The organism is Sphingomonas soli NBRC 100801, from assembly GCF_001591025.1.
In the GTDB taxonomy this organism is placed as follows: domain Bacteria; phylum Pseudomonadota; class Alphaproteobacteria; order Sphingomonadales; family Sphingomonadaceae; genus Sphingomonas; species Sphingomonas soli.
On sequence record NZ_BCTZ01000018.1, the window covers coordinates 38,302 to 64,424 of the forward strand.

General features: G+C 65.4%; 25 protein-coding genes. 18 read left to right on the forward strand and 7 right to left on the reverse strand.

All coding sequences use genetic code 11. The annotated features are described in order from the left end of the window. The first annotated feature begins 6 nt into the window (after window positions 1-6). The 15 genes from SSO01S_RS13830 to pdeM all read left to right on the forward strand — a co-directional run bounded on the left by SSO01S_RS13830 (window position 7) and on the right by pdeM (window position 15,763). Complete coding sequence (locus SSO01S_RS13830; RefSeq protein WP_066799725.1) at window positions 7-1,476, forward strand: NAD-dependent succinate-semialdehyde dehydrogenase; 1,470 nt, start codon at window positions 7-9, stop codon at window positions 1,474-1,476. Next, on the forward strand, window positions 1,473-1,973 hold the full coding sequence (locus SSO01S_RS13835) for a flavin reductase family protein (protein ID WP_066799727.1): 501 nt from the start codon (window positions 1,473-1,475) through the stop codon (window positions 1,971-1,973). Before SSO01S_RS13830 ends, SSO01S_RS13835 begins: the two co-directional genes overlap by 4 nt. Window positions 1,974-1,994: 21 nt before the next feature. Next, window positions 1,995-3,107: a 3,4-dihydroxy-2-butanone-4-phosphate synthase gene (gene ribB / locus SSO01S_RS13840; protein WP_066799728.1), complete on the forward strand. Its 1,113-nt coding sequence runs from the start codon at window positions 1,995-1,997 to the stop codon at window positions 3,105-3,107. Window positions 3,108-3,303: 196 nt separating this feature from the next. Then, complete coding sequence (locus SSO01S_RS13845) at window positions 3,304-4,146, forward strand: transketolase (RefSeq protein WP_218000372.1); 843 nt, start codon at window positions 3,304-3,306, stop codon at window positions 4,144-4,146. Beyond that, complete coding sequence (locus SSO01S_RS13850; protein WP_066799730.1) at window positions 4,139-5,011, forward strand: transketolase family protein; 873 nt, start codon at window positions 4,139-4,141, stop codon at window positions 5,009-5,011. Before SSO01S_RS13845 ends, SSO01S_RS13850 begins: the two co-directional genes overlap by 8 nt. Before the next feature lie 52 nt (window positions 5,012-5,063). Continuing rightward, complete coding sequence (gene rfbF, locus SSO01S_RS13855; RefSeq protein WP_066799732.1) at window positions 5,064-5,840, forward strand: glucose-1-phosphate cytidylyltransferase; 777 nt, start codon at window positions 5,064-5,066, stop codon at window positions 5,838-5,840. Between the two features lie 3 nt (window positions 5,841-5,843). Continuing rightward, on the forward strand, window positions 5,844-6,896 hold the full coding sequence (gene rfbG, locus SSO01S_RS13860; protein WP_066799734.1) for a CDP-glucose 4,6-dehydratase: 1,053 nt from the start codon (window positions 5,844-5,846) through the stop codon (window positions 6,894-6,896). 30 nt (window positions 6,897-6,926) lie between these two features. Continuing rightward, window positions 6,927-7,838, forward strand: coding sequence for an NAD-dependent epimerase/dehydratase family protein (locus SSO01S_RS13865; RefSeq protein ID WP_245646794.1), 912 nt, complete (start codon window positions 6,927-6,929; stop codon window positions 7,836-7,838). Continuing rightward, window positions 7,835-8,854 (forward strand): glycosyltransferase family 2 protein, encoded by a 1,020-nt coding sequence (locus SSO01S_RS13870; protein ID WP_083943094.1) that lies wholly within the window; start codon window positions 7,835-7,837, stop codon window positions 8,852-8,854. Before SSO01S_RS13865 ends, SSO01S_RS13870 begins: the two co-directional genes overlap by 4 nt. Next, window positions 8,851-10,218: a lipopolysaccharide biosynthesis protein RfbH gene (gene rfbH, locus SSO01S_RS13875; RefSeq protein WP_218000373.1), complete on the forward strand. Its 1,368-nt coding sequence runs from the start codon at window positions 8,851-8,853 to the stop codon at window positions 10,216-10,218. Before SSO01S_RS13870 ends, rfbH begins: the two co-directional genes overlap by 4 nt. Further along, a complete protein-coding gene (locus SSO01S_RS17770) occupies window positions 10,215-11,681 on the forward strand; it encodes a hypothetical protein (protein WP_066799741.1) in 1,467 nt (488 codons plus the stop codon). The genes rfbH and SSO01S_RS17770 overlap by 4 nt, the downstream gene beginning before the upstream one ends. Then, the gene (locus SSO01S_RS13885; RefSeq protein WP_169798363.1) at window positions 11,681-13,126 is read left to right on the forward strand and encodes a glycosyltransferase family protein; all 1,446 of its coding nucleotides are present in this window, start codon (window positions 11,681-11,683) and stop codon (window positions 13,124-13,126) included. The genes SSO01S_RS17770 and SSO01S_RS13885 overlap by 1 nt, the downstream gene beginning before the upstream one ends. Before the next feature lie 43 nt (window positions 13,127-13,169). Beyond that, window positions 13,170-14,561, forward strand: a complete 1,392-nt coding sequence (locus SSO01S_RS13890; RefSeq protein WP_066799747.1) for a M20/M25/M40 family metallo-hydrolase — start codon at window positions 13,170-13,172, stop codon at window positions 14,559-14,561. 124 nt (window positions 14,562-14,685) lie between these two features. Next, complete coding sequence (locus tag SSO01S_RS13895) at window positions 14,686-15,057, forward strand: hypothetical protein (RefSeq protein WP_157073790.1); 372 nt, start codon at window positions 14,686-14,688, stop codon at window positions 15,055-15,057. A gap of 43 nt (window positions 15,058-15,100) precedes the next feature. Continuing rightward, window positions 15,101-15,763, forward strand: a complete 663-nt coding sequence (gene pdeM, locus SSO01S_RS13900; RefSeq protein ID WP_066799750.1) for a ligase-associated DNA damage response endonuclease PdeM — start codon at window positions 15,101-15,103, stop codon at window positions 15,761-15,763. 243 nt (window positions 15,764-16,006) lie between these two features. Here pdeM and SSO01S_RS13905 read toward each other — a convergent pair whose 3' ends face one another. The 5 genes from SSO01S_RS13905 to SSO01S_RS13925 form a co-directional block, all read right to left on the reverse strand. Then, on the reverse strand, window positions 16,007-16,735 hold the full coding sequence (locus SSO01S_RS13905) for a head GIN domain-containing protein (protein WP_066799754.1): 729 nt from the start codon (window positions 16,733-16,735) through the stop codon (window positions 16,007-16,009). A gap of 110 nt (window positions 16,736-16,845) precedes the next feature. Then, the gene (locus SSO01S_RS13910) at window positions 16,846-17,379 is read right to left on the reverse strand and encodes a CarD family transcriptional regulator (protein WP_066799757.1); all 534 of its coding nucleotides are present in this window, start codon (window positions 17,377-17,379) and stop codon (window positions 16,846-16,848) included. A 271-nt stretch (window positions 17,380-17,650) separates the two neighbouring features. Next, window positions 17,651-17,986 (reverse strand): ferredoxin FdxA, encoded by a 336-nt coding sequence (gene fdxA, locus SSO01S_RS13915; protein WP_066799760.1) that lies wholly within the window; start codon window positions 17,984-17,986, stop codon window positions 17,651-17,653. A 62-nt stretch (window positions 17,987-18,048) separates the two neighbouring features. After that, window positions 18,049-18,348, reverse strand: a complete 300-nt coding sequence (locus tag SSO01S_RS13920) for an RNA-binding S4 domain-containing protein (RefSeq protein WP_066799763.1) — start codon at window positions 18,346-18,348, stop codon at window positions 18,049-18,051. Beyond that, window positions 18,341-20,881, reverse strand: a complete 2,541-nt coding sequence (locus SSO01S_RS13925; protein WP_066799766.1) for a helicase-related protein — start codon at window positions 20,879-20,881, stop codon at window positions 18,341-18,343. The genes SSO01S_RS13920 and SSO01S_RS13925 overlap by 8 nt, the downstream gene beginning before the upstream one ends. Window positions 20,882-21,140: 259 nt before the next feature. Between SSO01S_RS13925 and SSO01S_RS13930 the strand changes: the two genes are divergently transcribed. The 3 genes from SSO01S_RS13930 to SSO01S_RS13940 all read left to right on the forward strand — a co-directional run bounded on the left by SSO01S_RS13930 (window position 21,141) and on the right by SSO01S_RS13940 (window position 23,587). Beyond that, window positions 21,141-22,613: a M23 family metallopeptidase gene (locus SSO01S_RS13930; RefSeq protein WP_245646792.1), complete on the forward strand. Its 1,473-nt coding sequence runs from the start codon at window positions 21,141-21,143 to the stop codon at window positions 22,611-22,613. A gap of 130 nt (window positions 22,614-22,743) precedes the next feature. Next, window positions 22,744-23,100: an ArsR/SmtB family transcription factor gene (locus SSO01S_RS13935; protein WP_066799770.1), complete on the forward strand. Its 357-nt coding sequence runs from the start codon at window positions 22,744-22,746 to the stop codon at window positions 23,098-23,100. Further along, a complete protein-coding gene (locus SSO01S_RS13940; RefSeq protein WP_066799771.1) occupies window positions 23,084-23,587 on the forward strand; it encodes an SRPBCC family protein in 504 nt (167 codons plus the stop codon). Before SSO01S_RS13935 ends, SSO01S_RS13940 begins: the two co-directional genes overlap by 17 nt. A 52-nt stretch (window positions 23,588-23,639) precedes the next feature. Here the strand turns inward: SSO01S_RS13940 and SSO01S_RS13945 are convergent, their stop codons facing one another. Together SSO01S_RS13945 and SSO01S_RS13950 are read right to left on the reverse strand one after the other, a co-directional pair. Beyond that, window positions 23,640-25,307 carry an ATP-binding protein gene (locus SSO01S_RS13945; protein WP_066799775.1) on the reverse strand — a complete coding sequence of 556 codons (1,668 nt, stop codon included), beginning with the start codon at window positions 25,305-25,307 and terminating at the stop codon, window positions 23,640-23,642. Between the two features lie 67 nt (window positions 25,308-25,374). Then, on the reverse strand, window positions 25,375-26,109 hold the full coding sequence (locus SSO01S_RS13950) for a TIGR02186 family protein (protein ID WP_174520793.1): 735 nt from the start codon (window positions 26,107-26,109) through the stop codon (window positions 25,375-25,377). Window positions 26,110-26,123 lie beyond the last annotated feature (14 nt).

Here is a 26,123-nt window from a genome sequence, read left to right on the forward strand (position 1 = left end):
GCGACCATGGCACCGCGAGACAATATCGTTGAACTGCCGCCCCAGGCCTCCCGGATCGGCGGGGCCTGGGTAACCGGCAGTGCCTGGATCGACGTGAACGATCCGGCAACCGGCGCGATCATCGGGCGGGTGCCCAATCTGGGCGCGGAGGAGACCGAACGCGCTGTCACCGCCGCGACCGGGGCGATGCCTGCCTGGGCTGCGCGAACTGCGGCCGAGCGTGCCGATATATTGCGCGCCTGGCATGCGCTGGTGCTCTCGAAGCGGACCTGGCTGGCGCGCCTGCTGACGCTTGAGCAGGGCAAGCCGATCGTCGAAGCCGAGGCCGAGATCGACTATGCTGCGGCCTATATCCTGTGGTTCGCCGAAGAGGCGCGCCGGGTCTATGGCGAGATCATACCCGCCCCGACCGGTGACACGCGGATCCTGGTCCTTCGCCAGCCGGTAGGCGTGGTCGGCGCGATCACGCCCTGGAATTTCCCGGCCGCAATGATCACCCGCAAGCTGGCGCCGGCGGTGGCTGCCGGATGCGGCGTCGTGCTCAAGCCGGCGATAGAAACGCCGTTCACCGCGATCGCGCTGATCGACCTGGCCGAACAGGCCGGTATTCCCGCCGGGCTGCTCAATCTTGTAACCGGGGATGCCGAGCCGATCGGGGCGGTGCTGACCACGGATCCGCGCGTCCGCAAGATCAGCTTTACCGGATCGACGGCGGTGGGCGCGCGGCTATTCGCGCAATCCGCCTCGACGATGAAGCGATTGGGCCTGGAACTGGGCGGCAACGCACCGTTCGTCGTATTCGAGGATGCCGATCTCGACGCCGCTGTCACCGGGGCGATCCAGGCCAAGTTCCGCAACGCCGGCCAGACCTGCGTTTGCGCCGATCGCTTCTATATCCAGCAATCGATATACCCCGCATTCATCGAGCGCTTCGCCGCGGCGATGGCGCATCTGCGCTCGGGAAGCGGTTTCGCCCCGGGGGTGACGATCGGCCCGGTCATTCACGAGCGCGCCCTGACACGGCTTGAGAAGCTGATCGAAGAGGCGATGCAATCCGGCGCGCGCCTGCTGTGCGGCGGTACACGAAGCAAGGGTGCCGGGACCTTCCTGGAGCCGACGTTGCTGTGCGATGTGGACCACAGCATGCGGATCGTGTCCGACGAGGTATTCGGCCCCATCGCCGCCGTCATGCCCTTCGCAGACGAGGCGGAAGTGATCGAGCGCTGCAACGCTTCCGAGGCCGGCCTTGCCGCTTATTTCTACGCCCGTGACCATGCCCGCATATGGCGCGTGGCCGAGGCGATCGAGGCCGGAATGATCGGCGTCAACACCGGCCGGATTTCCACAGAGGTCGCGCCCTTTGGCGGGGTCAAGAGCTCGGGGATTGGACGCGAAGGCTCACGGCACGGGATCGAGGCTTTCTGCGAACTCAAATATGTCTGCCTCGATATCGGCAGCGGGGAGAAGGCTGCATGATTGAGGATTCGGCCCAGGTCGCGGGTGAACTGAAGGCGGCAATGCGCAGTTTCGCGAAATCGGTGGTGATCATCACCGCACAGCTGGACGGACAGCGTTATGCGATGGCCGCCAGTGCCGTGGATTGCCTGACGCTCGACCCGCCATCGATGCTGATCTGCGTCAATCGCAGCGCGTCGCTATGGCTGCCGCTGGCAAAGGGCGCCGATTTCGCGATCAACCTGCTTTCGGCCGAGCAGCAGCATCTGGCGGTTCACTGCAGCACCGGGGCGCGCGGCGACGACCGCTTTTCCGAAGGTGCATGGGCATCGAGCGAGGCGGATCCGCCGATCCTCTCCGATGCGCTCGCCAGCATCGTCTGCCGGCAACAGACTTCGACGACCTATGGCACCCACCAATTGTTCATCGGCGCGGTGCGTAGTGTCGCGCGGCAGCGAGATGCCGATCCGCTGGTCCATTCCAACGGTGCCTATCACCGCCTGGCCAGCGCCGCCTGAACTTCGACTGGACTTGTTGCCATGACGCAAAGCGACGCACGCCTGGTCCTCGCCACGCCCGAGGAGCTGGTCGAAGAGGCGCGTAACGGCCGGATGTTCATCCTGGTCGACGACGAGGACCGCGAGAATGAAGGCGATCTCGTCATTCCGGCCCAGATGGCGACGCCGAGTGCGATCAATTTCATGGCGCGTTTTGGCCGCGGGCTGATCTGTCTGGCGCTGACAAAGGCGCGCGTCGAACAGCTTGGCCTGAGCCTGATGAATCAGGATAATGGCTCACGCTTCGAAACCGCATTCACTGTCTCCATCGAAGCACGCGAAGGAGTGACCACGGGCATTTCCGCCGCTGACCGTTCGCGCACCATCGCCGTTGCGACCGACCATGCCCGCGGCGCGGACGACCTTGTCACGCCGGGCCATGTGTTCCCGCTCATCGCCCGCGACGGCGGCGTGCTGGTTCGCGCCGGACATACCGAAGCCGCGGTGGATATTGCCCGCCTCGCAGGCCTCAATCCGTCGGGCGTGATCTGCGAGATCATCAATGACGACGGCACGATGGCACGGATGCCCGACCTGATCGAGTTCGCCGGGCATCACGGCCTAAAGATCGGCACGATCCGCGACCTGATCGCGTTCCGGCGCAGGCACGACCATCTCGTCGAGCGGCTTTCCGAAGTGCCCTTCGAAAGCGAATGGGGCGGGAGCTGGCAAGCGATCAACTTCCGGAACCGGGCGACCGGCAATCGCCATGTCGCACTGGTCAAAGGGCATATCGACCCCGCCACGCCCACCCTTGTCCGCATGCACGTTCTGTCGGCAAATCATGACCTGTTTTCGGGGGTAGGGGGTCGCAACGGCCTGTTGCATCGATCGATGGAGCTTATCGGCGCGGAAGGAGCCGGCGTGGTGGTTGTCCTTGCCGGGGACGCGGCTCCGGGCATTGGCGTTTCCCCGGGAGATCCCCGTGTTCTGAGCCCCGACCAGAGCGAGCGCCAGTTCCGCGCTTATGGCGAAGGTGCGATGATCCTTGCCGATGTGGGGGTGAAGGACATCACCCTTCTGACCAACTGGCCGCAGATGCTGGTCGGCCTGGAAGGATATGGCCTGTCGATTTCGGGCCATCGCGCGCTGTAGAAGCACGCCGGAATAGCCGTCGTCTGCTTTCCGGGGGAGCATGGCGGGTTAATGGATCGGTTTTTCTGCGACTAGGATTGCCCGCTCTACCGCGATCTGTTCGCCGGGCATTGCGCGCGCTGCCCGACTGGAGACCTGGCTCGGGTGCCTGATGCCCTTAGGCAAAGATTAACCATGTGCGGCGAAGGGTGTGGCGATGACCATGCCTGTGCCCGTGCGAAAGGATCCGGCGGGCTGCCCGCTCAAGGCGCGTGCGCAGCGTATCCGGCGGCTCGCCCTCGAAATGGTGACGCGTGCCCGCGCTTCGCACATCGGCAGCGCGCTTTCGATCGCGGATATTGTCGCGGCGCTTTATGGTGAGGTGATGCGGGTTGATCCCGCCGAGCCCGCTTGGGATGCGCGCGACCGGCTGTTGCTGAGCAAGGGGCATGCCTGCGTCATCCTCTATGCGGCGCTCGCCGATGCGGGGTTCTTCCCGCTCAACCGGCTGGAGAGCTATGCGCAGGATGGCTCGGACCTGATGAGCCATATCAGCCACAAGGTGCCCGGCGTCGAATTCTCGACCGGGTCGCTGGGCCACGGCCTGCCCTTTGGCACGGGCAAGGCGCTGGCGGCGAAGAAGCAGGGGCGCGACTGGCGCACCTTCGTCATCCTGGGCGACGGCGAAATGGCGGAGGGTAGCAATTGGGAAGCGATGCTGTTTGCCGCGCATCACCGCCTCGATACGCTTGTCGGCATCATCGACTATAACAAGTTGCAGAGCCTCACGACCGTGGAGCAGACGCTGCGGATCGAGCCGCTGGCGGAGAAGATTGCGGCGTTCGGCTGGGCGGTTCGCGAAGTGGATGGGCATGACGTGCGCGCCATCGCCGATGCGCTTTCCGGCGCGCCGTGGGAACCGGGCAAGCCATCGATGCTGATCGCGTACACGATCAAAGGCAAGGGCGTCTCGTTCATGGAGAACCAGGTCGCGTGGCATTATCGCAACCCGGACGCGGCGCAGCTTGCGCAGGCGATCGCGGAGATCGGCGATGCGTAACGCGTTTATCGAAGAGCTTTGCGCGCTGGCCGGAGCGCATGACCATATCGCGCTGATCGTCGGCGATCTCGGCTATGGCGTGATTGAGCCCTTCGCCGATGCCTTTCCCGATCGCTTCATCAACGCCGGGATCGCCGAGCAGAATATGGCGGGCCTTGCCGCCGGCATGGCGTCCGAAGGCTATCACGTCTTCACTTATTCGATCGCCAATTTCCCCACCTTTCGCTGCGCCGAGCAGATCCGCAATGATGTGGGCTATCACGGCCTGCCGGTGACAACCGTCGCGGTGGGCGGCGGGCTTGCCTATGGCGCGCTCGGCTATTCGCATCATGCCGTGCAGGATTATGCGCTGATGCGGTGCATGCCAGGCATGACCATCGCGGCACCCGGCGATGCCTGGGAAGTGCGCGCGTGCATGCGATGGCTGATTGCCAATCCGGGGCCATCCTATCTGCGCATCGGCAAGGCGGGCGAGCCGGTCTATCACGACGCGCTTCCCGATGTGGCGCCGGGCCGCTGGGTTCCGGTGCGCAAGGGAGAGCATTGGGACGGGCGCGCGCTGATCGCAACCGGCGCGGCGCTGGGCGCGGCGCTCGATCGGGCAGAGGGCGCACCAGTCTACTCGATGCCCCTCTGGGGCATGGCGAGCAAGGCCGCGCAGCCGGAGATGGTGGCGCAGCACGCCCGCGTCGAGACGCTGGAGGATCATCTGATCGATGGCGGCTTTGGCGCGTGGATGATGGAGGCGATGATCGGGCATGGCGATCTTGCCGGGCGGATCGCCCCGGTCGCGCTCGACCCGCGTGTTTGCGGCATGGTCGCGTCGCAGGCGGTGCTCAATCGGGCGGGTGGGCTGGTGCGCTGAACCAGGCGGGCCTTCACGACTTGTTTACCATCTTCGTTGAAACCTTCGCGCCATGAAAGCCATCATCCTGGCCGGCGGCCTCGGCACGCGCCTCTCAGAGGAAACCTCGCTTCGGCCCAAGCCGATGGTAGAGATCGGCGGCATGCCGATCCTGTGGCACATCATGAAGATCTATTCGCACTACGGGGTGAACGACTTCATCATCTGCCTGGGGTACAAGGGCTATATGGTGAAGGAATATTTCGCCAATTACGCGCTGCACATGTCCGACGTGACCTTCGACATGCGCAAGGGATCGATGGAAGTGCATCGCAACGACGCCGAGGAGTGGAAGATCAGCCTGATCAACACCGGCGAGACGACGATGACCGGCGGCCGGCTGCGCAGGGCACTGCCGCATATCGGCAATGACGATTCCTTCTGCCTCACTTATGGCGACGGCGTCAGCGACGTGGATGTCGCCGCGCAGATCGCCTTCCACAAGGCGCATGGCAAGCGCGCGACGGTGACGGCGGTGCGCCCGAGCAGCCGCTTCGGCCAGCTCGATCTGGATGGCGATGATGTCCGCGCCTTTGCCGAAAAGCCGGTGGATGAAGGTGGCTGGATCAATGGCGGCTTCTTCGTGCTTTCGCGCGATATCGGCGATTATCTGGGCAATGACGATGATTGCGTCTGGGAGCGCGGCCCGCTCGAGGCGCTTGCGAGCGAAGGCGAGCTGAAATCCTATTTCCATGACGGCTTCTGGCAGCCGATGGACACGCTGCGCGACCGGCAGATGCTGGAGGGCATGTGGGAAGCCAAGCAGGCGCCCTGGAAAGTCTGGCACTAGGCCGTGATCGACCGCGCGTTCTGGCAAGGCCGGAAGGTGTTCCTGACCGGGCATACCGGCTTCAAGGGCAGCTGGCTGACCTTGATGCTCGAGATGCTCGGCGCGCGGGTGAACGGCTATAGCCTGACGCCGCCGACCGATCCTTCGATGTTCGAGCTGCTGGGACTGGCTTCGGCGGTCGATCACAATGTCGGCGATATCCGCGATATCTGGGCGCTGGAGGCAGCTTTGGCGGCCGGCCGGCCGGAGATCGTGCTCCACCTTGCCGCCCAGCCGCTGGTGCGCGAATCCTATCAAACGCCGGTCGAGACGTTCGAGACCAATGTGATGGGCACGGTGAACCTGCTCGACGCCTGCCGCCGGGTCGGTTCGGTCAAGACGATCGTCGTGATCACCACCGACAAATGCTATGAAAATATCGGAACCGCGCGCGGCTATGCCGAGGGCGACCCGATGGGCGGGCACGATCCCTATTCGAGCAGCAAGGGGTGCGCCGAACTCGCCGTATCCGCCTATCGCGACAGTTTTCTGGCACAGGCAGGGATCGGCGTTGCGTCGGCGCGCGCGGGCAATGTCATCGGCGGCGGCGATTTCGCCGAGGACCGGCTGGTGCCCGACGCGGTACGCGCCTTTGCTTCGGGCAAGCCACTACAGATCCGAAACCCCCTGGCGATCCGCCCATGGCAGCATGTGCTGGAGCCGCTGGTCGGCTATCTGATGCTGGCCGAGCGGCTGCACGGCGATACGGGCTTTGGCGGAGGCTGGAACTTCGGCCCTGCGCTGGGCGACGCCGCGCCGGTCCGCGAAGTCGCGGATCTGTTCGTCGGCCATTGGGGCGAAGGCGCTTGCTGGACGCAGGATCCGGGCGCGCACCCGCATGAGGCAGCAACGCTGATGCTTGATTGCGCCAAGGCGAATGCCGGGCTGGGCTGGAACCCCAAGCTTAGCCTGGACGCGGCATTGGCTCTCAGCGCGGAATGGTATCGCTGTTGGCTCGGCAAAGGCGATTTGCGCGCAATATCTAAAGAGCAAATTAACCAATATCTTTCACGTTGACGCTCGATGAGCGGGGACAAATCCTTGAAGATGCTGGTCACTGGCGCCGGCGGTTTCGTTGGCGCGGCGGTCGTGCGCGCCGCGCAGGCTGCGGGGGTGGCGGTGCATGCAAGCGGGCGGGGCGATGCGCCCGTGCGGCTCGCGGGGTGCGATGCGCCCTATACGCGCACGGATATGTTCGATCGGCACGCGGTGGACGCGCTCTTCGCAGCCGTCCGCCCCGATATCGTCGTGCACACGGCATGGGCGGGCGTTTCGGGAGACGCGCGCGCCGATGACGTGCAGTTCGCCAATATCAACGCCACCTGCCACCTGGCTGCGGCGGCTGTGTGCCATGGCGCGCGCAAGTTCGTCGGACTGGGCAGCCAGGCCGAATATGGCATGTTCCACGGCCCCGTCGCCGAGACGCACGTGCCGAACCCCTCAAGCTTGTATGGTGCGGCCAAGCTCTCCGCCTCGCATCTCGCGCGCCAGCGCTGCGAGGTTGCGGACGTGGAATTCGCGTGGCTCCGGCTCTTCGCTACCTATGGTCCGGGAGACAATCCGAACTGGCTGATTCCCAGCCTGATCGCCGGGATGGCCACGGGCACATCGCCGAAGATGACGCCCGGCACCCAGAAATGGGATTATCTCTATAATGACGATACCGCCGCGGGCGTGCTCGCGGTGGCGCTTGGCGATGCGCGCGGCACATTCAATCTCAGCTCGGGCAGCGCGCTTCCGGTGCGCGATATCGCCGCGATGATCCGCGATCGTATCGCGCCCGATCTGGAGCTGCGCTTCGGCGAGGTCGATTTCGGACCCGGCCAGATCATGCACATGGAGGGCGATATCAGCGCGCTCCGCCATGCGACCGGCTGGTCGCCAAGGATCGATCTCGCAACCGGTCTCGACCGTACCATCGCCGCGATGCGGCCGCTTCTTCAAAAGGCCGCCGCATGACCCGCAAGACCCGCAAGACCATCTCGATCGTCTCGCCCTGCTTCAACGAGGCCGACAATGTCGCGCGCTGCCACGCAACCGTGCGGGCGCTGTTCGATGGGCCGCTCGCCGATTACGATCTGGAGCACATCTTCGCCGACAACGCCTCGACCGATGGCACCCCCGATATTCTGCGCGAGATCGCTGCGACCGATCCGGCGGTGAAGGTGATCCTGAACGCGCGCAATTTCGGGCCGTTTCGCTCTATGTTCAACGCGTTGCGCGCGGCGACCGGGGATGCGGTGGTGGTGTTCCTCGCGGTCGATCTGCAGGATCCGCCCGAGAAGATCGTCGATTTCGTGCGGCTGTGGGAGACCGGCGTCGAAGTGGTCGCGGGTGCGCGCGTCAACCGGCAGGAAAGCCTGGCGCTGCGCATCTGCCGGGGCATCTTCTACCGCATCGTCAACGGGCTTTCGGATATCGATATCCCGGTCAATGTCGGCGAGTTCCAGCTGATCGATCGCAAGGTCTGGCAGGCCGTGGTCGAGCATGACGACCATTATCCCTATGTGCGGGGCATCATCGCATCGGTGGGCTTCAGCCGCGTCATCCTCCCCTACACCTGGGAAGCACGCAAGAGCGGCATTTCGAAGAACAATCTGCCGCGGCTGGTGGATCAGGCGCTGAACGGCATCTTCTCTTTCACCAACGCACCGATGCGCGTGTGCACCTTTGCCGGCTTCGGCCTCGCGGCGCTCTGCATGCTCTACGCGCTCGGCTCGGTGATCGCCTATCTGTTCGATCCGAGCATGGCACCGCGCGGCACCATGACGATGATCGTATCGCTCTTCTTCCTATCCGGCATCCAGATGATCTTCATCGGCATCCTGGGCGAATATGTCACCTCGATCCATTCGCAGGTCCGCCGCGGACCCATGGTGGTCGAGCGCGAGCGGATCAATTTCGACACCCGGGCGCTGCCGAAGAACAGCGAGAACCCGGTGCACAAGCTCCAGAAGAAAGTCGCCAAATCGTGACCCAGCTGCTTGCCGCCGATCCCGAGCGCGATGCCATTGTCGCGGCTGCGCGCGCCTATTTCGAATCGCGCCCCAAGCCGGCATTCGTGCCGGGCGAAACCTATATTCCGCCATCGGGCAAGGTGATGGACGGCAATGACTGCGCCTCGCTGGTCGATGCCTCGCTCGACATGTGGCTGACGGCCGGGCGCTATGCCGAGCAGTTCGAACGCGAACTCGCCGAGCGCTGCGGCCGCCGCTATTCGAAGCTCACCGTATCGGGCTCCGCTGCCAATCTGCTCGCCTTCGCGACGCTCACCAGCTGGAAGCGCGGGCCGAAGGCCATCAAGCCGGGCGACGAAGTCATCACGGTTGCGGCGGGCTTCCCGACGACGATCACGCCGATCGTGCAATATGGCTGCGTGCCCGTTTTCGTCGATGTCGATATCGAGACGCACAATGTCGATGTCGATCTGATCGAAGCCGCGATCACCGGAAAGACCCGCGCGGTGATGATCGCGCATTCGCTGGGCAACCCGTTCGACGTGGTTCGCGTCCGCGAGATTTGCCGCAAATATGATCTGCTGCTCGTCGAGGATTGCTGCGACGCATTCGGCGCGACTGCAAACGGCCAGCTTGTCGGTACGTTCGGCGATATCGCAACGCTCAGCTTCTACCCCGCGCACCACATCACCATGGGGGAGGGTGGCGCGGTGCTGGTGGACAGCCCGCTGCTCGCCAAGGTCTGCGAGAGTTTCCGCGACTGGGGCCGCGATTGCTATTGCGCGCCGGGCAAGGACAATAGCTGCAACAAGCGCTTTGGCTGGCGATTGGGCGATCTGCCCAAGGGCTATGACCACAAATACACCTATAGCCATATCGGCTATAACATGAAGGTCAGCGACATGCAGGCGGCGCTCGGCGTCAGCCAGTTGACCAAGCTCGACCATTTCATCGCGCGCCGCCGCGAGAATTTCGTCGAGCTGGAAAAGCGCCTGCGCGCTGCCGGGCTCGACCGCTATTACCACCTGCCGCAGGCGACACCGGGCACCGATCCGAGCTGGTTCGGCTATCTGATGACCGTGCGCGACGGGGCGGGCTTTGCGCGCAACGACGTGACGCGCGCACTGGAAGAGCGAAAGGTCGGCACGCGGCTGTTGTTCGCCGGCAACATCATCCGCCAGCCGGCATTCCGCGACGTGGCGTACCGCGTCCATGGCGGACTGACCAACACCGACAAATTGATGGAAGACGCATTCTGGGTCGGCGTCTGGCCGGGCATCGACGCCGCGCGGATGGATTATATGGTCGAGACGCTTGCCGATATCACGCAGGCGCTGATCGCCGGACGCGATCCGCTGGCGCTGGTGCGCCCCGCCGCGTGACCGCAGGCCCGCCCCAGGGCGGCATATCCGGCCGCATCCTGACCTCCGCATTGTTCGGGCTGTTTGCGCTCGGCAATGTGCTGGTGCCGGTCTTCCTGGGGAAGACCATGCTCGCCCTTGTGTCGGCGGTGGCGGCATGCGGATTGCTGGTGCTGCTTTGGCGGAGCGACATATTCGGGGCACGCGTTTCGTGGCGCGTACTCGGCGTCAGCTTCGCGGCCGCATTGATCCTGTTGCTGCTCGGCGGTGAGGGGCGGCTGTTCTACGCCAACGAGGATTGGCAGATCCGCGACGCGGTGCTCGCCGATCTCGCGCGAAACCCCTGGCCCTTCGCCTATCAGACCCATGTCGGCGAACAGGTGCTGCGCGCGCCGCTTGGAATGTATCTGCTGCCCGCATTGTTCGGGCCGGGCGCGGAAATTGCGCTGTTGGCCTGCAACACGGTTTTGTTGGGGCTGATGCTTGCTCTGGGCTCACTCCTCTTCCCCGGTGGCCGCGCGCGGTGGATCGCGCTGGCCGTATTCGTTGCGTTCAGCGGGCTCGATCTTCTCGGCAATGTGCTGGCCGGCAGCGCAGGATCGTTCGATCATCTCGAGCGCTGGGCGCCGGGGCTGCAATATTCCTCGGTCCTCACGCTGATCTTCTGGGTGCCGCAACATGCCTTTGCCGGCTGGTTCTGCGCCCTGCTCTATCTGCTGCATCGGCGTGGCGAGGTTTCGCTGGGAACGTTCGCGGCGTCGCTTCCGATCGTGGCGATCTGGTCGCCGCTGGCGATGATCGGCGCGTTGCCGTTGGTGGCCTGGGCGGCCTTGCGAACAATACGCGCGATTGGCTTGCGCGACATTGCCGCCGGGGCGCTGGCATTGGCCGTTTCGCTCCCCGCTTTGGCCTATATCGCGGCGGACGCGCAGCAGGTGTCCTCAGGACTCGCCGTTCCGCCGCTCGCGACGCTCGCGCTTTTCCTCGCGCTCGAAATCGCGCCTTTTGTATGGATCGTCTACCGGCTGCGCGCGACCGGGCGCTTCGGGCTCGACAGTCTGGTGCTGGCGGGGGTGATGCTGGCGCTGATCCCGTTTCTGCATATCGGCGACAATGGCGATTTCGCGATGCGCGCGTCGATCGCGCCTTTGGCCGTCCTCGCCGTGATGGTCGCCGCCAGCCTGATCGATACGGACTGGGCCGCACATCGCCGCGCCGGGATTGCCGCCGTCCTCCTGCTATCGCTCGGGGCGGTGACCGGCGTGGCCGAAGTCGCACGCGCGCTCCGCCATGCGCCCGCGCCGCCGCCCGGTTGCACGCTGCCCGAAGTCTGGACCCGCCAGACCGGCGTGGTGGCCGATATCGCCACCTATCTGGCGCGCATCCACGCCATGCCTTCCGTCCTCCGGCCCCAATCGCCTGTGCTCATTGTCACCCGTGCAACCCCTGTCTGCTGGTCGCATTCGTGGAAGGTGCCGCGCTGATGCAGCCCCGGACCCTCCGCCGTGTCGAATGGGCCGCGCTCGCGCTCGCGCTTCTTGCTGGCGTGGTGCATCGGTTCGTCTTCGCCTGGGGCGCGCCACTTTGGCTGGACGAAGCCTATACCGGCGTGATCGCCGCGCAGCCGGATTTCGCCGGATTGTTCGAATGGTGCCGCCAGGAGCTGAGCGGCCCGGTTTATTACGCATCCATGTGGGCGTGGGAAAAGATCGCGGGCGACAGCAATATCGCGCTGCGGCTGCCCAGCCTGATCGCATCGCTGGGTGCGATCGTTCTTATCGCTTTTTGGGGGCCGGACGATCGCCGCGAGCGCCTGCTCTGGGCGGGGTTCACCGCGATCTGGCTGCCGGGACTATTGTTCGTGGCACAGGCGCGGCCGCAGGCCTTGCTGTTCCTCTTTGCGACCGCGCAGGCCATCGTGTTCCTGCGCGCCATGGAGTTTCGCACGCGCGGCTGGCTGACGCTCTGGGCCCTGCTCGGCGCGCTGATGGTGATGACGCATGTGCATGCGGCGGTGATCGCCGGCATCCAGGGCCTGTGCCTGCTCTGGGCGATCCGCCCGAGGCTGCGCGACGCTGCGCCGGGCCTGGCGATCTTCGCCGTCGCGGGGCTGTGGCTGTCGCTGCAATGGTCGTTCCTGTCCGGCATATTGAAGCCCGGCGCGGCCTGGTATCCGCTCCTCGCGCCCAGCGATCTGCTCCAGCTTTCGGGGCATCTCTTCGCGCAGAATATCGCCGCCCCCGCAGTTGTCGCGATCGTTCTGGTCGTGCTCGGGCTGCAATTTGCCGAGCGGCGCGCGACGGGCACGCCGATGCCGTATGCGCCGCCCGAAGCGATGCTGGCGCTCAGCGCGGTCGCATCGGTGCTGCTGGTCTATGTGATGGGCTATATCCGGCCCTCTTTCGCGCCGCGTTATCTGTTCCCCTATATGCCCGCCTTGCTCTTCGGGCTGACGATCGTGCTCGCGCGCACGCGGCTGTTGCTCGGGCTGCTGCCCAGCATCGTACTTGTCACCTGGGCCGCCACCGCGACGCTGAACGCCGCAGCCTATGCGCGCCCGGAGTTGCGCGCGACGCTCAACCCGCTGGAATTCGAGCGCGGATCGGATTGGCTGATGGCGAACAAGGCGCGCAGCGTGGTATTTCTCTGGGACAATCCGAGCAGCGCGCTCAGCGGCGATGCGCGCCAGGCGGAGGTGGCTGGCTTCTTCTTCCGCCGCGCGCGATATCCGGTGCGGCTGCGCGCGATCTACCTCGATCATGCCGAGCATAGTAGCGAGCGGATCGCCGCCCTGGCCGATGCCGAGGGTGCGTCGATCCTGTGGGTCGGCGGGGAGGAGGTGCCGACGGGCCTTGCCGCGCTGCCGCAGTTCGATTGCCGCATCCATGGCAACGGCAAGAGCAACTCGATCACCTGCGCGCGCCGATAGCCGGCCCTTGCTCCGGCCACCGTGCGAGCCTAGCTCGGCAGGCATGACCGACTCCGCCACCGCGCTCGATTTTGCCGAGCGCCATATCGATGACAGCCTTGAACGGCTGTTCGCACTGATGCGCGTGCCTTCGATCTCGACCGATCCGGCCTATGCCGAGCAATGCCAGCGTGCCGCGCGATTGCTGGCTGACGAGCTGGCGTCGCTGGGCTTTGACGCGCGGGTTGCGCAGACGCCGGGGCACCCGATGGTGGTCGCGCACCATGACGGCGATGGACCGCACGTGCTGTTCTACGGCCATTATGACGTGCAGCCGGTGGACCCTCTCGAATTGTGGAAGCGCGATCCGTTCGATCCGGTGATCGAGGCGCGCGCGGACGGCGCGAAGCAGATCGTCGGGCGCGGCGCATCGGATGACAAGGGCCAGCTGCGCACCTTTGTCGAGGCATGCCGCGCATGGAAGGAAACTGCCGGCGCCTTGCCGTGCAAGGTCACCATCCTGTTCGAAGGCGAAGAGGAATCGGGCTCGACCAGCCTGGAGCCCTTCCTCCACCAACATGCCGAGGAACTGAAGGCCGATTTCGCGCTGATCTGTGACACGCTGATGTGGGATACCGAGACGCCGGGCCTCACCATCGGCTTGCGCGGCATGGTGGCGGGGCAGGTGACGGTACGCGGCCCCTCGCGCGATCTGCATTCGGGACTATATGGCGGGGCTGCACGCAATCCGATCCAGCTGCTGAGCACGATCCTCGCCGATCTGAAGGATGCGGACGGCCGCGTGACGCTGTCCGGCTTCTATGACGGCGTGCCCGAGATCAGCGACACGGTCCGCAAGAGCTGGTATGCGCTTGGCTTCGACGAGAAGGCGTTTCTTGGTGAGATCGGCCTTCGCGTGCCTGCGGGCGAGGAGGGCCGCAGCGTGCTCGAACAGATTTGGGCGCGCCCGACTGCCGAGGTCAACGGCATCTGGGGCGGCTATACGGGCGAAGGCTTCAAGACCGTGATCCCCGCCGAGGCGCACGCCAAGATCAGCTTCCGCCTGGTCGGCACGCAGGATCCGGACAGGATCTGGGCGGCGTTCGAGGAACATGTGCGCGCGCGGCTTCCTGCCGATTGCACGGTCGCGTTCGCGGGGCGGGGGCCGGGCAGTCCCGCCGTCAGCGTCGCGAGTGACAGCGGGCCGCTCGCCGCCACGCGCGCCGCATTGGATGCGGAATGGGGCAAGTCGGCGCTGATCGGCTGCGGCGGAGGCATCCCGGTGGTCACGTCGATCTCGAAGATCCTCGGCATGGATACGGTGATGGTCGGCTTTGCGCTGCCCGACGACAATATCCATTCGCCCAACGAGAAATATGATCTCAAGAGCTTCCACAAGGGCATCCGTTCCTGGGTACGGATTCTGGCCGAGATCGGGGCAATGGCCAAAGCCTGAGCGCTGGAGATCGGGCGCTTTCTGGGTTAGGATAGCCTCCATGAAGCGGGGGCTTTCCATATTTATCGGGTGCGCGGGGCTGCTGGCGGGGTGCGAGTCCAAACCGTCGGCGCCGGCTGCGAATGTGACTGCAAACGTCGCGGCCGATCCGGCCGACGAAGCGCCGCCCGCGCCTGTCGCGACCTCTGCTGCGATTGCCGCTTCGCCGCTGGCGCAATGGCTGGTCGGGAGCTGGTCGGCCGAGGCCAATTGCTCCAGCGATTTCATCGCGCATTACAATGCCGATGGCACGCTGCAATATGGCGAGGATTCCGGAAGCTGGACGCTTACCGGGGATCAGGTGACCGAAACGGTCACCGAGCGCTTCTCGATGGAAAGCGACACGCCCGAGAAGCTGACCAAGCCCGAGACGCGCACCTACAAGGTCGTCCGGATCGACGATGGGCACGGCACCATCCAGTTCGAGGGGCGCAAGGTGGCAATCCAGCGCTGCTGACGCTGCGGTTGACTGGCGCGCCGCCGCGCCCGATAGCGGCGACATGGTTCCCCTTTCGTTCGCCGGACATGATTTCAGGGCGCTGGCCGCGGGCGCGCTGTACTGGCCGGCGCGGCGGGCGTTGCTCGTCGCCGATCTGCATTTCGAGAAAGCGAGCTGGTTCGCTGTCCGCGGCCAGATGCTGCCGCCTTATGATTCGATCGCGACGTTGAGCGACGTCACCGCGCTGGTCGATCGCACGCAGGCGCGCGAGCTTTGGTGCCTGGGCGACAGCTTTCACGATTCGGCGGGCTGCGAGCGGCTGCCCGAGGCGGCGCGGGCCATGCTGACGGCGCTGACGGCGCGGCTCGACTGGCGCTGGATCACCGGCAATCACGACAGCCTGATGGCGGATCATTGCGGCGGCACGATCGAGGAAGAGGCGTTGATCGACGGGCTTGTGCTGCGGCATGAGGCGGATCCCGGCGATCCGCGGCCCGAGCTTTCGGGCCATTTCCATCCCAAGTTGCGGCTGCGGCTGCGCGGGCGGCAGGTGGCGCGGCGCTGCTTCGTCGCGACGGAAACCAAGCTCATCCTGCCCGCATTCGGTGCGCTCACCGGGGGGCTGGACGCGCATCATCCCGAGATCGTCCGTGCGGTGGGCAGCGGCGCGCAGGCGCTGGTGGCGCTCGAAGACCGTTTGCTCCGCTTCCCGATCGCCGCCTAGCGCCGTTCTTCAGTTAGACGGCACCCCGCATCGTCATTCCGGCGAAAGCGGGGACGACGATCCGCCCGTCATCCCAGCGAAAGCTGGGATCTTTCGCAATTAGCCCCCAGCCTCACAGGGCCCCAGCTTTCGCTGGGGCGACGGGCGCCCTGCCATCGGCAATCCTCGAAACCCGCAGGTTGCCCACCACTGGCCGTGGATGACGGCTGTTTCGATCCTGATCGAGTGCCTGCGCCAGTTGGATCAGGAGCAGCGCACCTCGCCCGAGCCGACTGCGTTGGTGGTGCACTTCGCGCCGCCGACCAGCTCGACATCGCCCGATCCGACGATCGATACCGATGCCGCGCCCTTCACGGTACCGTGAAGGCTGCCCGATCCGGCGATCGAGATATCGGCGCTGTTCGCGGTCAGGCCACGTGCGGAAATGTCGCCCGATCCGGCGATCGAGGCCGACAGCTTCTCCGCCGTGCCCTTGACGCTAAGGTCCCCCGATCCGGCGATGGTCAGCGTCGCGGTGCCACCCTTCAGATTCTCGATGTCGAGATCGCCCGAGCCCGTGACCGCCGCCTCGATATTGCCTTCGGCACGATCGGCCGAGAGGTTGCCCGATCCGCTCACCCGGGCGCGCGCCAGCGCCGGCATCACCACATGGACGCGAACGCCATTGTCGTGGCTGAACCAATTGCCGCTGCGATCCTTGCGGCCGATTCGCAGATTGCCGTCCACCACCTGGATATCGAGTTGGTCGAGCACCTTCGGATCGCCTTCGGCGGTGACCGAGAAGGCGCTGCCGATCTTGACATCGACATTGTCCGAACCGCGCAGATCGACGCCGGTAAAGCCGGTCGCGGCATAGGTTCGCGAGGCGCCGGGGCCGCTGGGCGATATGCTTGAGCCTTCCTTCTCCCATTTGGATTGGCAGGCTGCGGTGGTCGCCAGCATCGGCACCAGTGCGATCGTCAACAGGCGCATTATCATCCTCCCATTACGTGTATTGCATCTCCAATACACCTGCGCCGGACAAAAGAAAAGGGGCGGCGAGTTTCCCCGCCGCCCCTTTCGTCGATCCAGGCCGGTGCGGCTTAGGCCGGCACCTTGTCCTTGTTCCAGACCGCAGCTGCGACCTTGAGGATGTCGATGATCTTCACCAGCGCGGCCGGCTCGTCGATCTGCTCCATCGCGGCGAGCTCGCGCGCGAGGCGCGATGCGGCGGCTTCGAAGATTTGACGCTCGGAATAGCTCTGTTCGGGCTGGTCCTCGGCGCGGAACAGATCGCGGACCACTTCGGCGATCGACACCAGGTCGCCCGAATTGATCTTCGCTTCATATTCCTGCGCGCGGCGCGACCACATGGTGCGCTTGATGCGCGGCTTGCCCTTCAGGGTCTCCAGCGCCTCGCGGAGCGTCTTGTCGCTCGAAAGCTTGCGCATGCCGACGCTCTCCGCCTTGTTGGTCGGAACGCGCAGGGTCATTTTCTCTTTTTCGAAGCGGAGCACATACAGCTCAAGCTGCATGCCCGCGATTTCCTGCTTTTGAAGTTCGATCACACGGCCCACGCCGTGCTTGGGGTAAACGACATAATCGCCGACATCGAAGGACAGCGCCTTGGCAGCCATGTGCGTGCAACCTTTCCGTGAAATACAGGCCCCGACGATTGCGGCGTCGGCCCGGGCGCGCTAACGGCCGGGCTGGCGGATCGGGGCAAATGAATAGTTCTCCAGGCAAAGGCCCTTATGCCTTCGTCGAAAGCTATATAGCACGCTCGCAATAAAATTACCACACCCGCAAGGCCACGAAGCCACGGAAAATTACGGTTTTCCGCAGCTTTTTGCTGAATATGCGCCCATCGGGCCTGGATTTTCGAACTTTGGGTGTGCCGACTCGGCTTTAGCTGCCCGAACCGGGCTCCGCCGAGAAATGCTCGATCTTGCCTTCGACGCCTTTCCAGGCATCGGCATCGGCGGGAACGTCGCCCTTCTGCGTCACGTTCGGCCATTCTTCCGAATAGGTCTTGTTGAGTTCCAGCCACTTTTCGAGGCCATTCTCGGTGTCGGGCAGGATTGCTTCGGCCGGGCATTCGGGCTCGCAGACGCCGCAATCGATGCACTCGTTCGGATTGATGACGAGCATGTTCTCGCCCTCATAGAAGCAATCGACGGGGCATACCTCGACGCAGTCCATATACTTGCAGCGGATGCAAGCGTCGGTGACGACATAGGTCATGGCGGAACGGGCCCCTTGGAACGACTGATCGGCCCCCCTGCTATGCCGGTCGATTCCGCGCGTCAATCAATCGAAGCTTCCTGCGAGACATTCTCAGTTATCAGGCTCTGGTAACAGGCGCGCGCTTCGGCGGGCGGGCCGCGCCTGGCGGGCAGGGCCTCGACGCGGATGACGCAGACCTGGCCATAGAGCGGAAAGGCCAGCACCGAACCGATCCGCACCGGCACGGCGGATCGCTCGATCCGGCGGCCATCGAGCCGCAAGGTGCCCTTTTCCGCGATCGCCTGCGCGGCGGAACGCGTCTTGGCGAGCCGCGCGAACCAGAGGAAGCGATCGAGCCGCATCGTCGCGCCCTCAGCCATGCCGCAGGCTCGCGAGAATGGCGAAGGCATTGTCGGCTGGGGGCGGCTTGGGCGCGGCGACGGGGGTGAGCCCTTGCCAGATCCATTGCTGGGCCTCGCCTGCGCGCGCCCGCGCCGTGCGGAAGCCGAGCTGCGCCATCAGCCGGGCAAGCGTTTCCGGCTTGACCCCCATCGACGTGGCGAGCGCGGGATCGGGCACGAAGGGCTTGCGCCCGCCTTTGCCCTTGCTCGTGCGGCTGTCATGCGCGGCGCGGGCGATGCGCTCGACCAGATCGACGCGCACCGCCTGGGCCCCGAGCGGGCGATAGCCGTGCGGCAATTCTGCACCGGGGGCGCTTCGTGGCAACACGGTCGCACCGTCGGACGGCGCATCCTCCAGCCCCATCCATTCGCGGCGCCAGCGCGCGGCGCGCGGCTTGAGCAACGCGGGCGCGAACAGGTCGAGCGTGCCGATCGTCACCCCCATCTTGCGAAGCGCCTTGCGCGCGTCGGGGGGCAGCGCATCGACCAGCCGGGCTGCAGCACGGCGCGGGAGCAACCCGCCCGCCTCCAGCAACAACCCGGCAAGCGCGCGCAGCTCACCGCCCGCTTGCGGATCGCGTGTTGCCGCGTCGAGCGCCACGAAAACCGGGAGGTTGCGCGCAAGCTGCGCCATCATCCAATCGTTCAGCCGGTTCTGCACCGCAGTCCGCGCGGGCGGATCGAGCACGTCGATCGCGCGATCGAGCAGGACGCGGGGGCGCGCGAGATTGGGGCCGTGTTCAACGCTGGCGACAACGGTGCTGTGCCAGGCGATGTTTCCCGGCGAGCGGCGGGAATCTCCCGGTGCGCCAGTCTGGGGAACGAAGGCGAACGCTTCGTCGCTCGCCCCCGCCAGCGCCGCGCCGCGTTTGCGATATTCCCCCGCCAGCCGTTTCTCCGCCGCCGCCAGCAGCATCTTCTTGTCGCCCATCCGCGCATCCGGATCGACGCTGAACCGGAAGCCCTGGAGCCAGCCCAGCACATGCTCCTCGACGCTCACCTCGCCTTCCGGCCCGATCGTCACCGGCAGGTTCGATGCGTCCGCGCCGATCTGGCGGAGCAGGACGGTGGTGCGCTTGTCGACGAATCGCTGCGTCAGGCCGGCGTGGAGCGCATCGGACAATTTCTCCTCGATCGCGCGCGTGCGTTCGGCCCAGTGAGCGGGGTTCTCGAGCCAATCCTGGCGGTGCGCGATATAGGCCCAGCTGCGCGTGGCGGCGATCCGCCCAGCGATCGTCTCGACATCGCCCCCCATATTGTCGAGCCGCTGGATCTCGTCGGCGAACCAGATGTGCGGCACGTGTCCCTTGCCCTCGGACAGATGCCCGAACAGCCGCCCGACGAAGCGCGCATGCGGATCGACGCCGAGCTTGCGGAAATCGGGCAGGCCGCACGCGGCCCAGAGCCGCGCGACCTGGCTCGGATGGCGCACCCGGTCGCGCACCCATTGCTCGTCTGCCAGCCGCTTGAGCACCGCCAGGTCGGTGGCCTGGGGCGCGGCGCGCAGCGCCTCGTGCGAGGGCTTCGCCTCCAGGCTGGCGATCAGATCGTCGATGCTGGCGAAATCGGGCTCGCCCTCGCGCCAATAGAGCTTCTCGAGCGGGCGGACGCGGTGCGCCCCGATCGCCAGCACTTCCTCGGGCGTGAACGCGTTCGGCCCCTCTTCGTGGAGCGCGCCGAAGGTTCCGTCCTTCTGGTGCCGCCCCGCGCGTCCGGCGATCTGCGCCATCTCGGCGATGGTCAGCCGGCGCTGGCGGCGTCCGTCGAACTTGCTGAGGCCGGCGAAGGCGACATGGTGAACGTCCATGTTCAGTCCCATGCCGATCGCATCGGTGGCGACGAGATAGTCGACCTCGCCCGCCTGGAACATCTCGACCTGTGCGTTGCGGGTGCGCGGCGAAAGCGCGCCCATCACCACCGCCGCGCCGCCGCGAAGCCGCCGCAGCGCCTCCGCGACCGCATAGACTTCCTCGGCGCTGAACGCGACGATCGCGCTGCGCCGCGGCAGGCGCGAGAGCTTCTTCGCCCCGGCATAGCTGAGCGTCGAAAAGCGCGGCCGCCCGATGATCTCCGCATCGGGCACCAGCGCCTTGAGCATCGGCTTGAGCGAATCGGAGCCCAGGATCATCGTCTCGGCAAAGCCGCGCGCGCGCAGCAGCCGGTCGGTAAAGACATGGCCGCGCTCGGGATCGGCTCCCAGTTGCGCCTCGTCCAGCCCGACAAAGGCGAACTCGCGATCGCCATTGCCGCCGCCGATCGGCATGCTCTCGGCGGTGCACAGGAACCATTTGGCCTTGGGCGGCAGGATTTTCTCCTCGCCCGTCAGCAGCGCGACATTCGCCTCGCCCTTGATCCGCACGACGCGGTCATAGACCTCGCGGGCGAGCAGTCGCAGCGGGAAGCCCATCATGCCGCTCGCGTGCCCGCACATCCGCTCGACCGCGAGATGCGTCTTGCCGGTATTGGTCGGGCCGAGCACCGCGGTGACCGGGGAACGCGCGAACTGGCTCATATTATCTTCAAGATCGTCGCGACTCGCTGAAACCGCAAGCTTACGGGCTGTACCTTAGGGAAGTTAACCACATTGGTTTCGTTGGCGAAGTTGGTAAATGCCTCCCTTCATCCTTGGCAGCGCACAGCTCATCGCACGTGGGACAGCCAAAGGTGCTGCTTAATTTGACTTTAAGAGATCGCCTACACAGTGATCTTCCCCAGAGCCGGGGGTTGCGGCCTAATTTGCGGACCGATTTTGGGGGGCGTCAGCCTTGTTCGTGCGTAGCGAGAGCGACAGCGAGATGACCGGAGGGGCAGGCGGGCGCGCAAGCGTTGCCGCGCCGCAGGTCTTCACCGCCAAGTTCCGCCGCCGTTTCTCCGACTTCGATGTGATGCCCGATCTCGGCTCGCGCATCGGCTCGCTCACCTGGTATCGCGGCGCGGCCACCTGCATCGGCCTGTGCGCCTTCACCCTGCTGCTGGCACCGGGCTTTGAAAACCCGATCTACGGCACCGTGCCGCCCAAGATGACCGGTGCGCAGTTCGACGCGACCCGCGCGCAATCGATCCGCCCGCTCGGGATGGGCGGCACCACCGGCTACCGCGTCGCCGCGTCGCGCCTGGTCACCCCGCTGACCGACACGCCGGAGCGGCCGATCCTTCAATCCACCGCCAAGCTCGCATCGGGCGAGGCGCTGCTGGGCGTTCTCCAGCGCTCGGGCGTTGGCAAGGGCGACGCAAGCGCGGTCGGCGCGCTGATCACCAAGGCCGTGGCGCTGGGCGAAATCCAGCCGGGCACGATGCTCGATCTGACGCTCGGCCGTCGCGCCGATAAGTCGCAGCCGCGCCCGCTCGAAAAGCTGGAGCTGCGCGCCCGCTTCGACCTCAAGCTCGAAGTCGCCCGCTCGGGCGGCACGCTCAGCCTCAAGGAAATCCCGATCGCAATCGACCGGACTCCGCTGCGCATCCAGGGCACGATCGGCGGCAGCCTGTATCGTTCGGCCCGCGCCGCCGGCGCGCCCGCCAAGGCGGTCGAGACCTATATCAAGACGCTTGCCAGCCGCGTGCCGGTGTCGCGGCTCGGTTCGGGCTGCAAGTTCGATATCATCATCGGCCAGGCGCGCGCCGAGACCGGCGAGGTCCAGCTCGGCAATCTGATGTATGCCGGGGTCAGCGGCTGCGCCAACAACGTCCAGATGCTGCCCTATGAAAGCGGCGGCAAGGTCGAGTGGTATGACAGCTCGGGCAAGGGCAACACCACCGGCATGATGGGCATGCCCGCCAATGGCCGCTTCTCCTCCAGCTTCGGCATGCGCCGTCATCCGATCCTCGGCTATGCGCGGATGCACAAGGGCGTCGATATCGCCGCCCCCTGGGGCTCGCCCGTCTATGCCGCAGCCGATGGCGTGGTGCAGGTCGCCGGGCGCAGCTCTGGTTACGGCAACCTCATCCGGCTCAGCCATGGCGGCGGCAATGGCAGCGGCTATGGCCATCTCAGCCGCATCTATGTCCGCCCGGGCCAGCATGTGCGCAAAGGGCAGCAGATCGGCGCGGTCGGCAACACCGGCATGTCGACCGGTCCGCACCTCCATTACGAATGGTACAAGAACGGCGTCGCCGTGAACCCGCGCTCGATCTCGTTCAGCTCGACCAAGCAGCTGACCGGCGGCGATCTCAGCCAGTTCCGCGCCAAGCTGAACGCGATGCTCGCCGTGCCCGTGGGGCATGGGCTGGAACGGGACGAGGACTGAGCCTCCCGGGATGATTGTCGCGCGGAGCCGGCACGAAGCCGGTGCCGCGCCTTTTCCCAATCTTCAACGATAGCCGGCCGCGAAACTTCTCGCTTGCACTGCCCGCGCGTTTGCGTAATTACTGAACCATATGGTTCAGTATGTAAGCCCCCCTCTCGATCTGTCCTTCGCGGCGCTGGCCGATGCGACCCGCCGGGGGATCATCGATCAGCTCGGGCGCGGAGAGGCGTCGATCACCAGCCTCGCCGAACGGTTCCAGATGACGCTGACCGGCGTGAAGAAGCATGTCCAGGTGCTCGAACGCGCGGGGCTCGTCGTCACGCAAAAGGTTGGGCGGGTGCGAACCTGCAAGCTCGGGGCGCGCGGTCTCGCGGCTGAAGCCGAATGGATCGAGGCGCGGCGAAAGCTCTTCGAAGCGCGCTTCGACGCGCTGGACGAAATCATCAGCGAGATGAAGCAGGAGCAAGGCAATGGATCAGCAGATTAGCGGCACGGCGGGCGCGCAAGCCCGCACCTCGATCGAACGCAAGGGCGATCGCGAACTCGTCGTCACGCGACTCTTCGATGCGCCGCCGACTATGGTGTATCAGGCGTGGAGCCGCGCTGAACTGTTCCAGCGCTGGTGGATGCCAAAGTCGGTGGCGGGGGTGTCGATCGTCGCATGTGACCTGGATATGCGCACCGGCGGCAAATACCGGCTGGAATTCAGTGCCGGCGGTCCTGAGACGATGGCCTTTTACGGCAAATATCTCGAAGTGATCCCGAACGAACGCATCGTCTGGACCAATGACGAAGGCGAGGAGGGCGCGATCACGACCGTCACGTTCGAGGATCGGGGCGGGAAGACGCTGCTTACCTTCCATGAAGCCTATCCCTCGGCGCGGGCGCTCGAGGAAGCCATGCAGGGCTCGGCCGCCGGACTGCCCGAGCAATTGGATCAGCTCGAGGAATTGCTTGCGAGCATGCCACGCTAGCGCCGTAGCTGGCGCGCACCTTGGGCGGCGCGGGGTGCCGGTCGGGTCCGGGCTATTTGCCCTGTGCGCGCCAGCGGCGAATCGTGCGCTCCAGGATCTGCTCCTCGCCGCCCGCATCGCGCCACAGCTCGGAGAAGAGCGGGTCTTCGGAGGCGGGGCGCTTATTCTCTTCAAGATTGTCGAAGAGCAGGCGAACCGGAGTCGAGACGCCTTCGCCCACCGCGATGCACTCGCGGTTGCGCAGCGCCGGGATCGAATCGAGGAAGCCGCGCGCGCCTTCGGGCATTGCGGCCTTGACGAAGGCCTGGTCGCGTTCGTTGTTGAGTCGCATCGACAGGATGGTGCCGCATTGCGAGAGCACGCCTTCGGCAAGATCGGACGGCCGCTGGGTGATCAGGCCCAGCGAGACGCCGTACTTACGGCCTTCCTTGGCGATGCGGCTGAGGATGCGGCCGACCGACGATCCATCGGCATTGCGTTCATTGGGCACGTAGCGATGCGCTTCCTCGCACACCAGCAGCACCGGGCGCTTGGCCTCGCCGCGTGACCAGATCGCGAAATCGAACACCATGCGGCTGAGCACCGCGACCACGACGGAGGTGATTTCGTTGGGCACGCCCGACACGTCGATGATCGAGATCGGCTTGCCGTCGCCCGGCAGGCGGAAGATGCGCGCGATGAACTGCGCCATCGTGTCTGCTACCAGCATGCCGGAGAACATGAAGGCATAGCGCGGATCGGACTTGATCTCGTCGATCTTCGAGCGGAGCCGCAGATAGGGCGCCGTGTCGGTCGCCTTGTCCATCTTGCCCATTTCGAGCTGGATGATCTGGGTCAGGTCGGAGAGCAGATAGGGGATCGGCGCATCGACGGTCAGCTTGCCGATCTCGGCAGCGAGCCGGTTCTTCGACTTGGCCATCAACAGGCACTTGGCGAAGATATCGGCATCGACCTGCCGGTCCGAACCTTGTGTGGTCAGGAAGACCTCGCAATGCTCTTCGAAGTTCATCAGCCAATAGGGCATGGCGAGATTCGATACGTCGTATAGCGCGCCCGTATTCTTGAACGCGCTGGCATATTCGCCGTGCGGATCGATCATCACGATATGGCCCTGGGGGGCGCATTCGCAGATTCGATGAAGGATCAGGGCGGCGGCGGTCGATTTGCCGGTGCCGGTGGAGCCCAGCAGCGCGAAATGCTTGCCGAGCATCGAATCGATATAGAGCGCGGCGCGGATGTCCTTGGTGGGATAGACATTGCCGATCTCGATATGCGCGCGGTCCTCGGCGGCATAAATCTGCTTCAGGTCGGCGGTCGATACCGGGAAGACCGCGCAGCCCGGGGTGGGATAGCGCGTAACGCCGCGGCGGAACTTGTAGAGCTTGCCGGTCAGCCTTTCCTCATCGCCTTCGCCCAGAAAGTCGATCTGCGCGGCGATATGACCGTCTTCCAGCCGGAGCGAGCGGACATTGGCGATCAGCCAGGTTGCGCCGACGCGCATCTTCACCTGCGCGCCGACCTGGCCGGCATTCGCCACCACATTGTCGGCGCTTGAGGAAAGCGCTTCCAGCGCTTCGGGATCGAGCAGAATCTGGCTCGACGACCCGGAGATTTCCATCACCGCGCCGATCGGCTGGAGCGATGCCCGTGCGGGCGCGGCAGCGTCCGAAGAGACAGGCGTCGCACCTTCGAATCCGCGCGCGCCGAATTGGCCTTCCATCGGTCACTCCCATTTGACGGCGGCCATTGTGCCCATGGGAGGTAAAAATACGGTGTGTTTCGTGCGATCAGAATCGCCGCCAGATCGCCCCCGCGCCCCAGCCGAACAATATGGATAGCGCGACGGCGGTAATGCCATAGATCCATGAATGGCGTTCTGCGCTGGTAGCCACGAAGCGCTCGAAGCCCGATTTGCGGATGTCGATCGGGCGGACGGCCGCCGCGAGCACGCGCCCGTCGCGGATCAGGAAGGTCTCGGCGGTGAAGCGGCCAACTGGAACGCGCGCCGGAATCTGGAGCCGCGCGCGGTACAGCACGCCGTCGGTGATCTCCACCGCGCGGGGCGCTTCATAATAAAGGCCGGTGCGAGTCCTGAGATCGACCAGTCCCTTGTCGAACCGGCCCTGCACCTCTGGCGTCGCGCCCGATGCGGGGGAAAGCTGGAGGCTGTCGACGCCCAGTTCGTAGATCGCGCGGGTGCGTTCGTCGACAAGCTCGCGGATCGGCTTGGAAGAGGCGACGGCGAAGAAGCTGGGTGCCGAGCGATACCGCATCCGCCCCGCATTGACCCAGATGCCTGCCACCTTCTCCTTCTCGCGGACGAGCACCGATTGGGTCGGCCCTTTGACGACCACCACGATATCCGCCGGTTTCTCCTTGTCGCCCGGCACGCGCCCCCCGGGATAGAGGATCGCGCCGAACAGCAGGAGCTCGGCACCGGTAAAGGAATAGGCGATCTCGATGTCGCGCTGCGAGACGTCGGGCACCAGCACCGGCTTCTGTCCGGGCTGGCTCTGGCCCATCAGCAGCGGGGCCA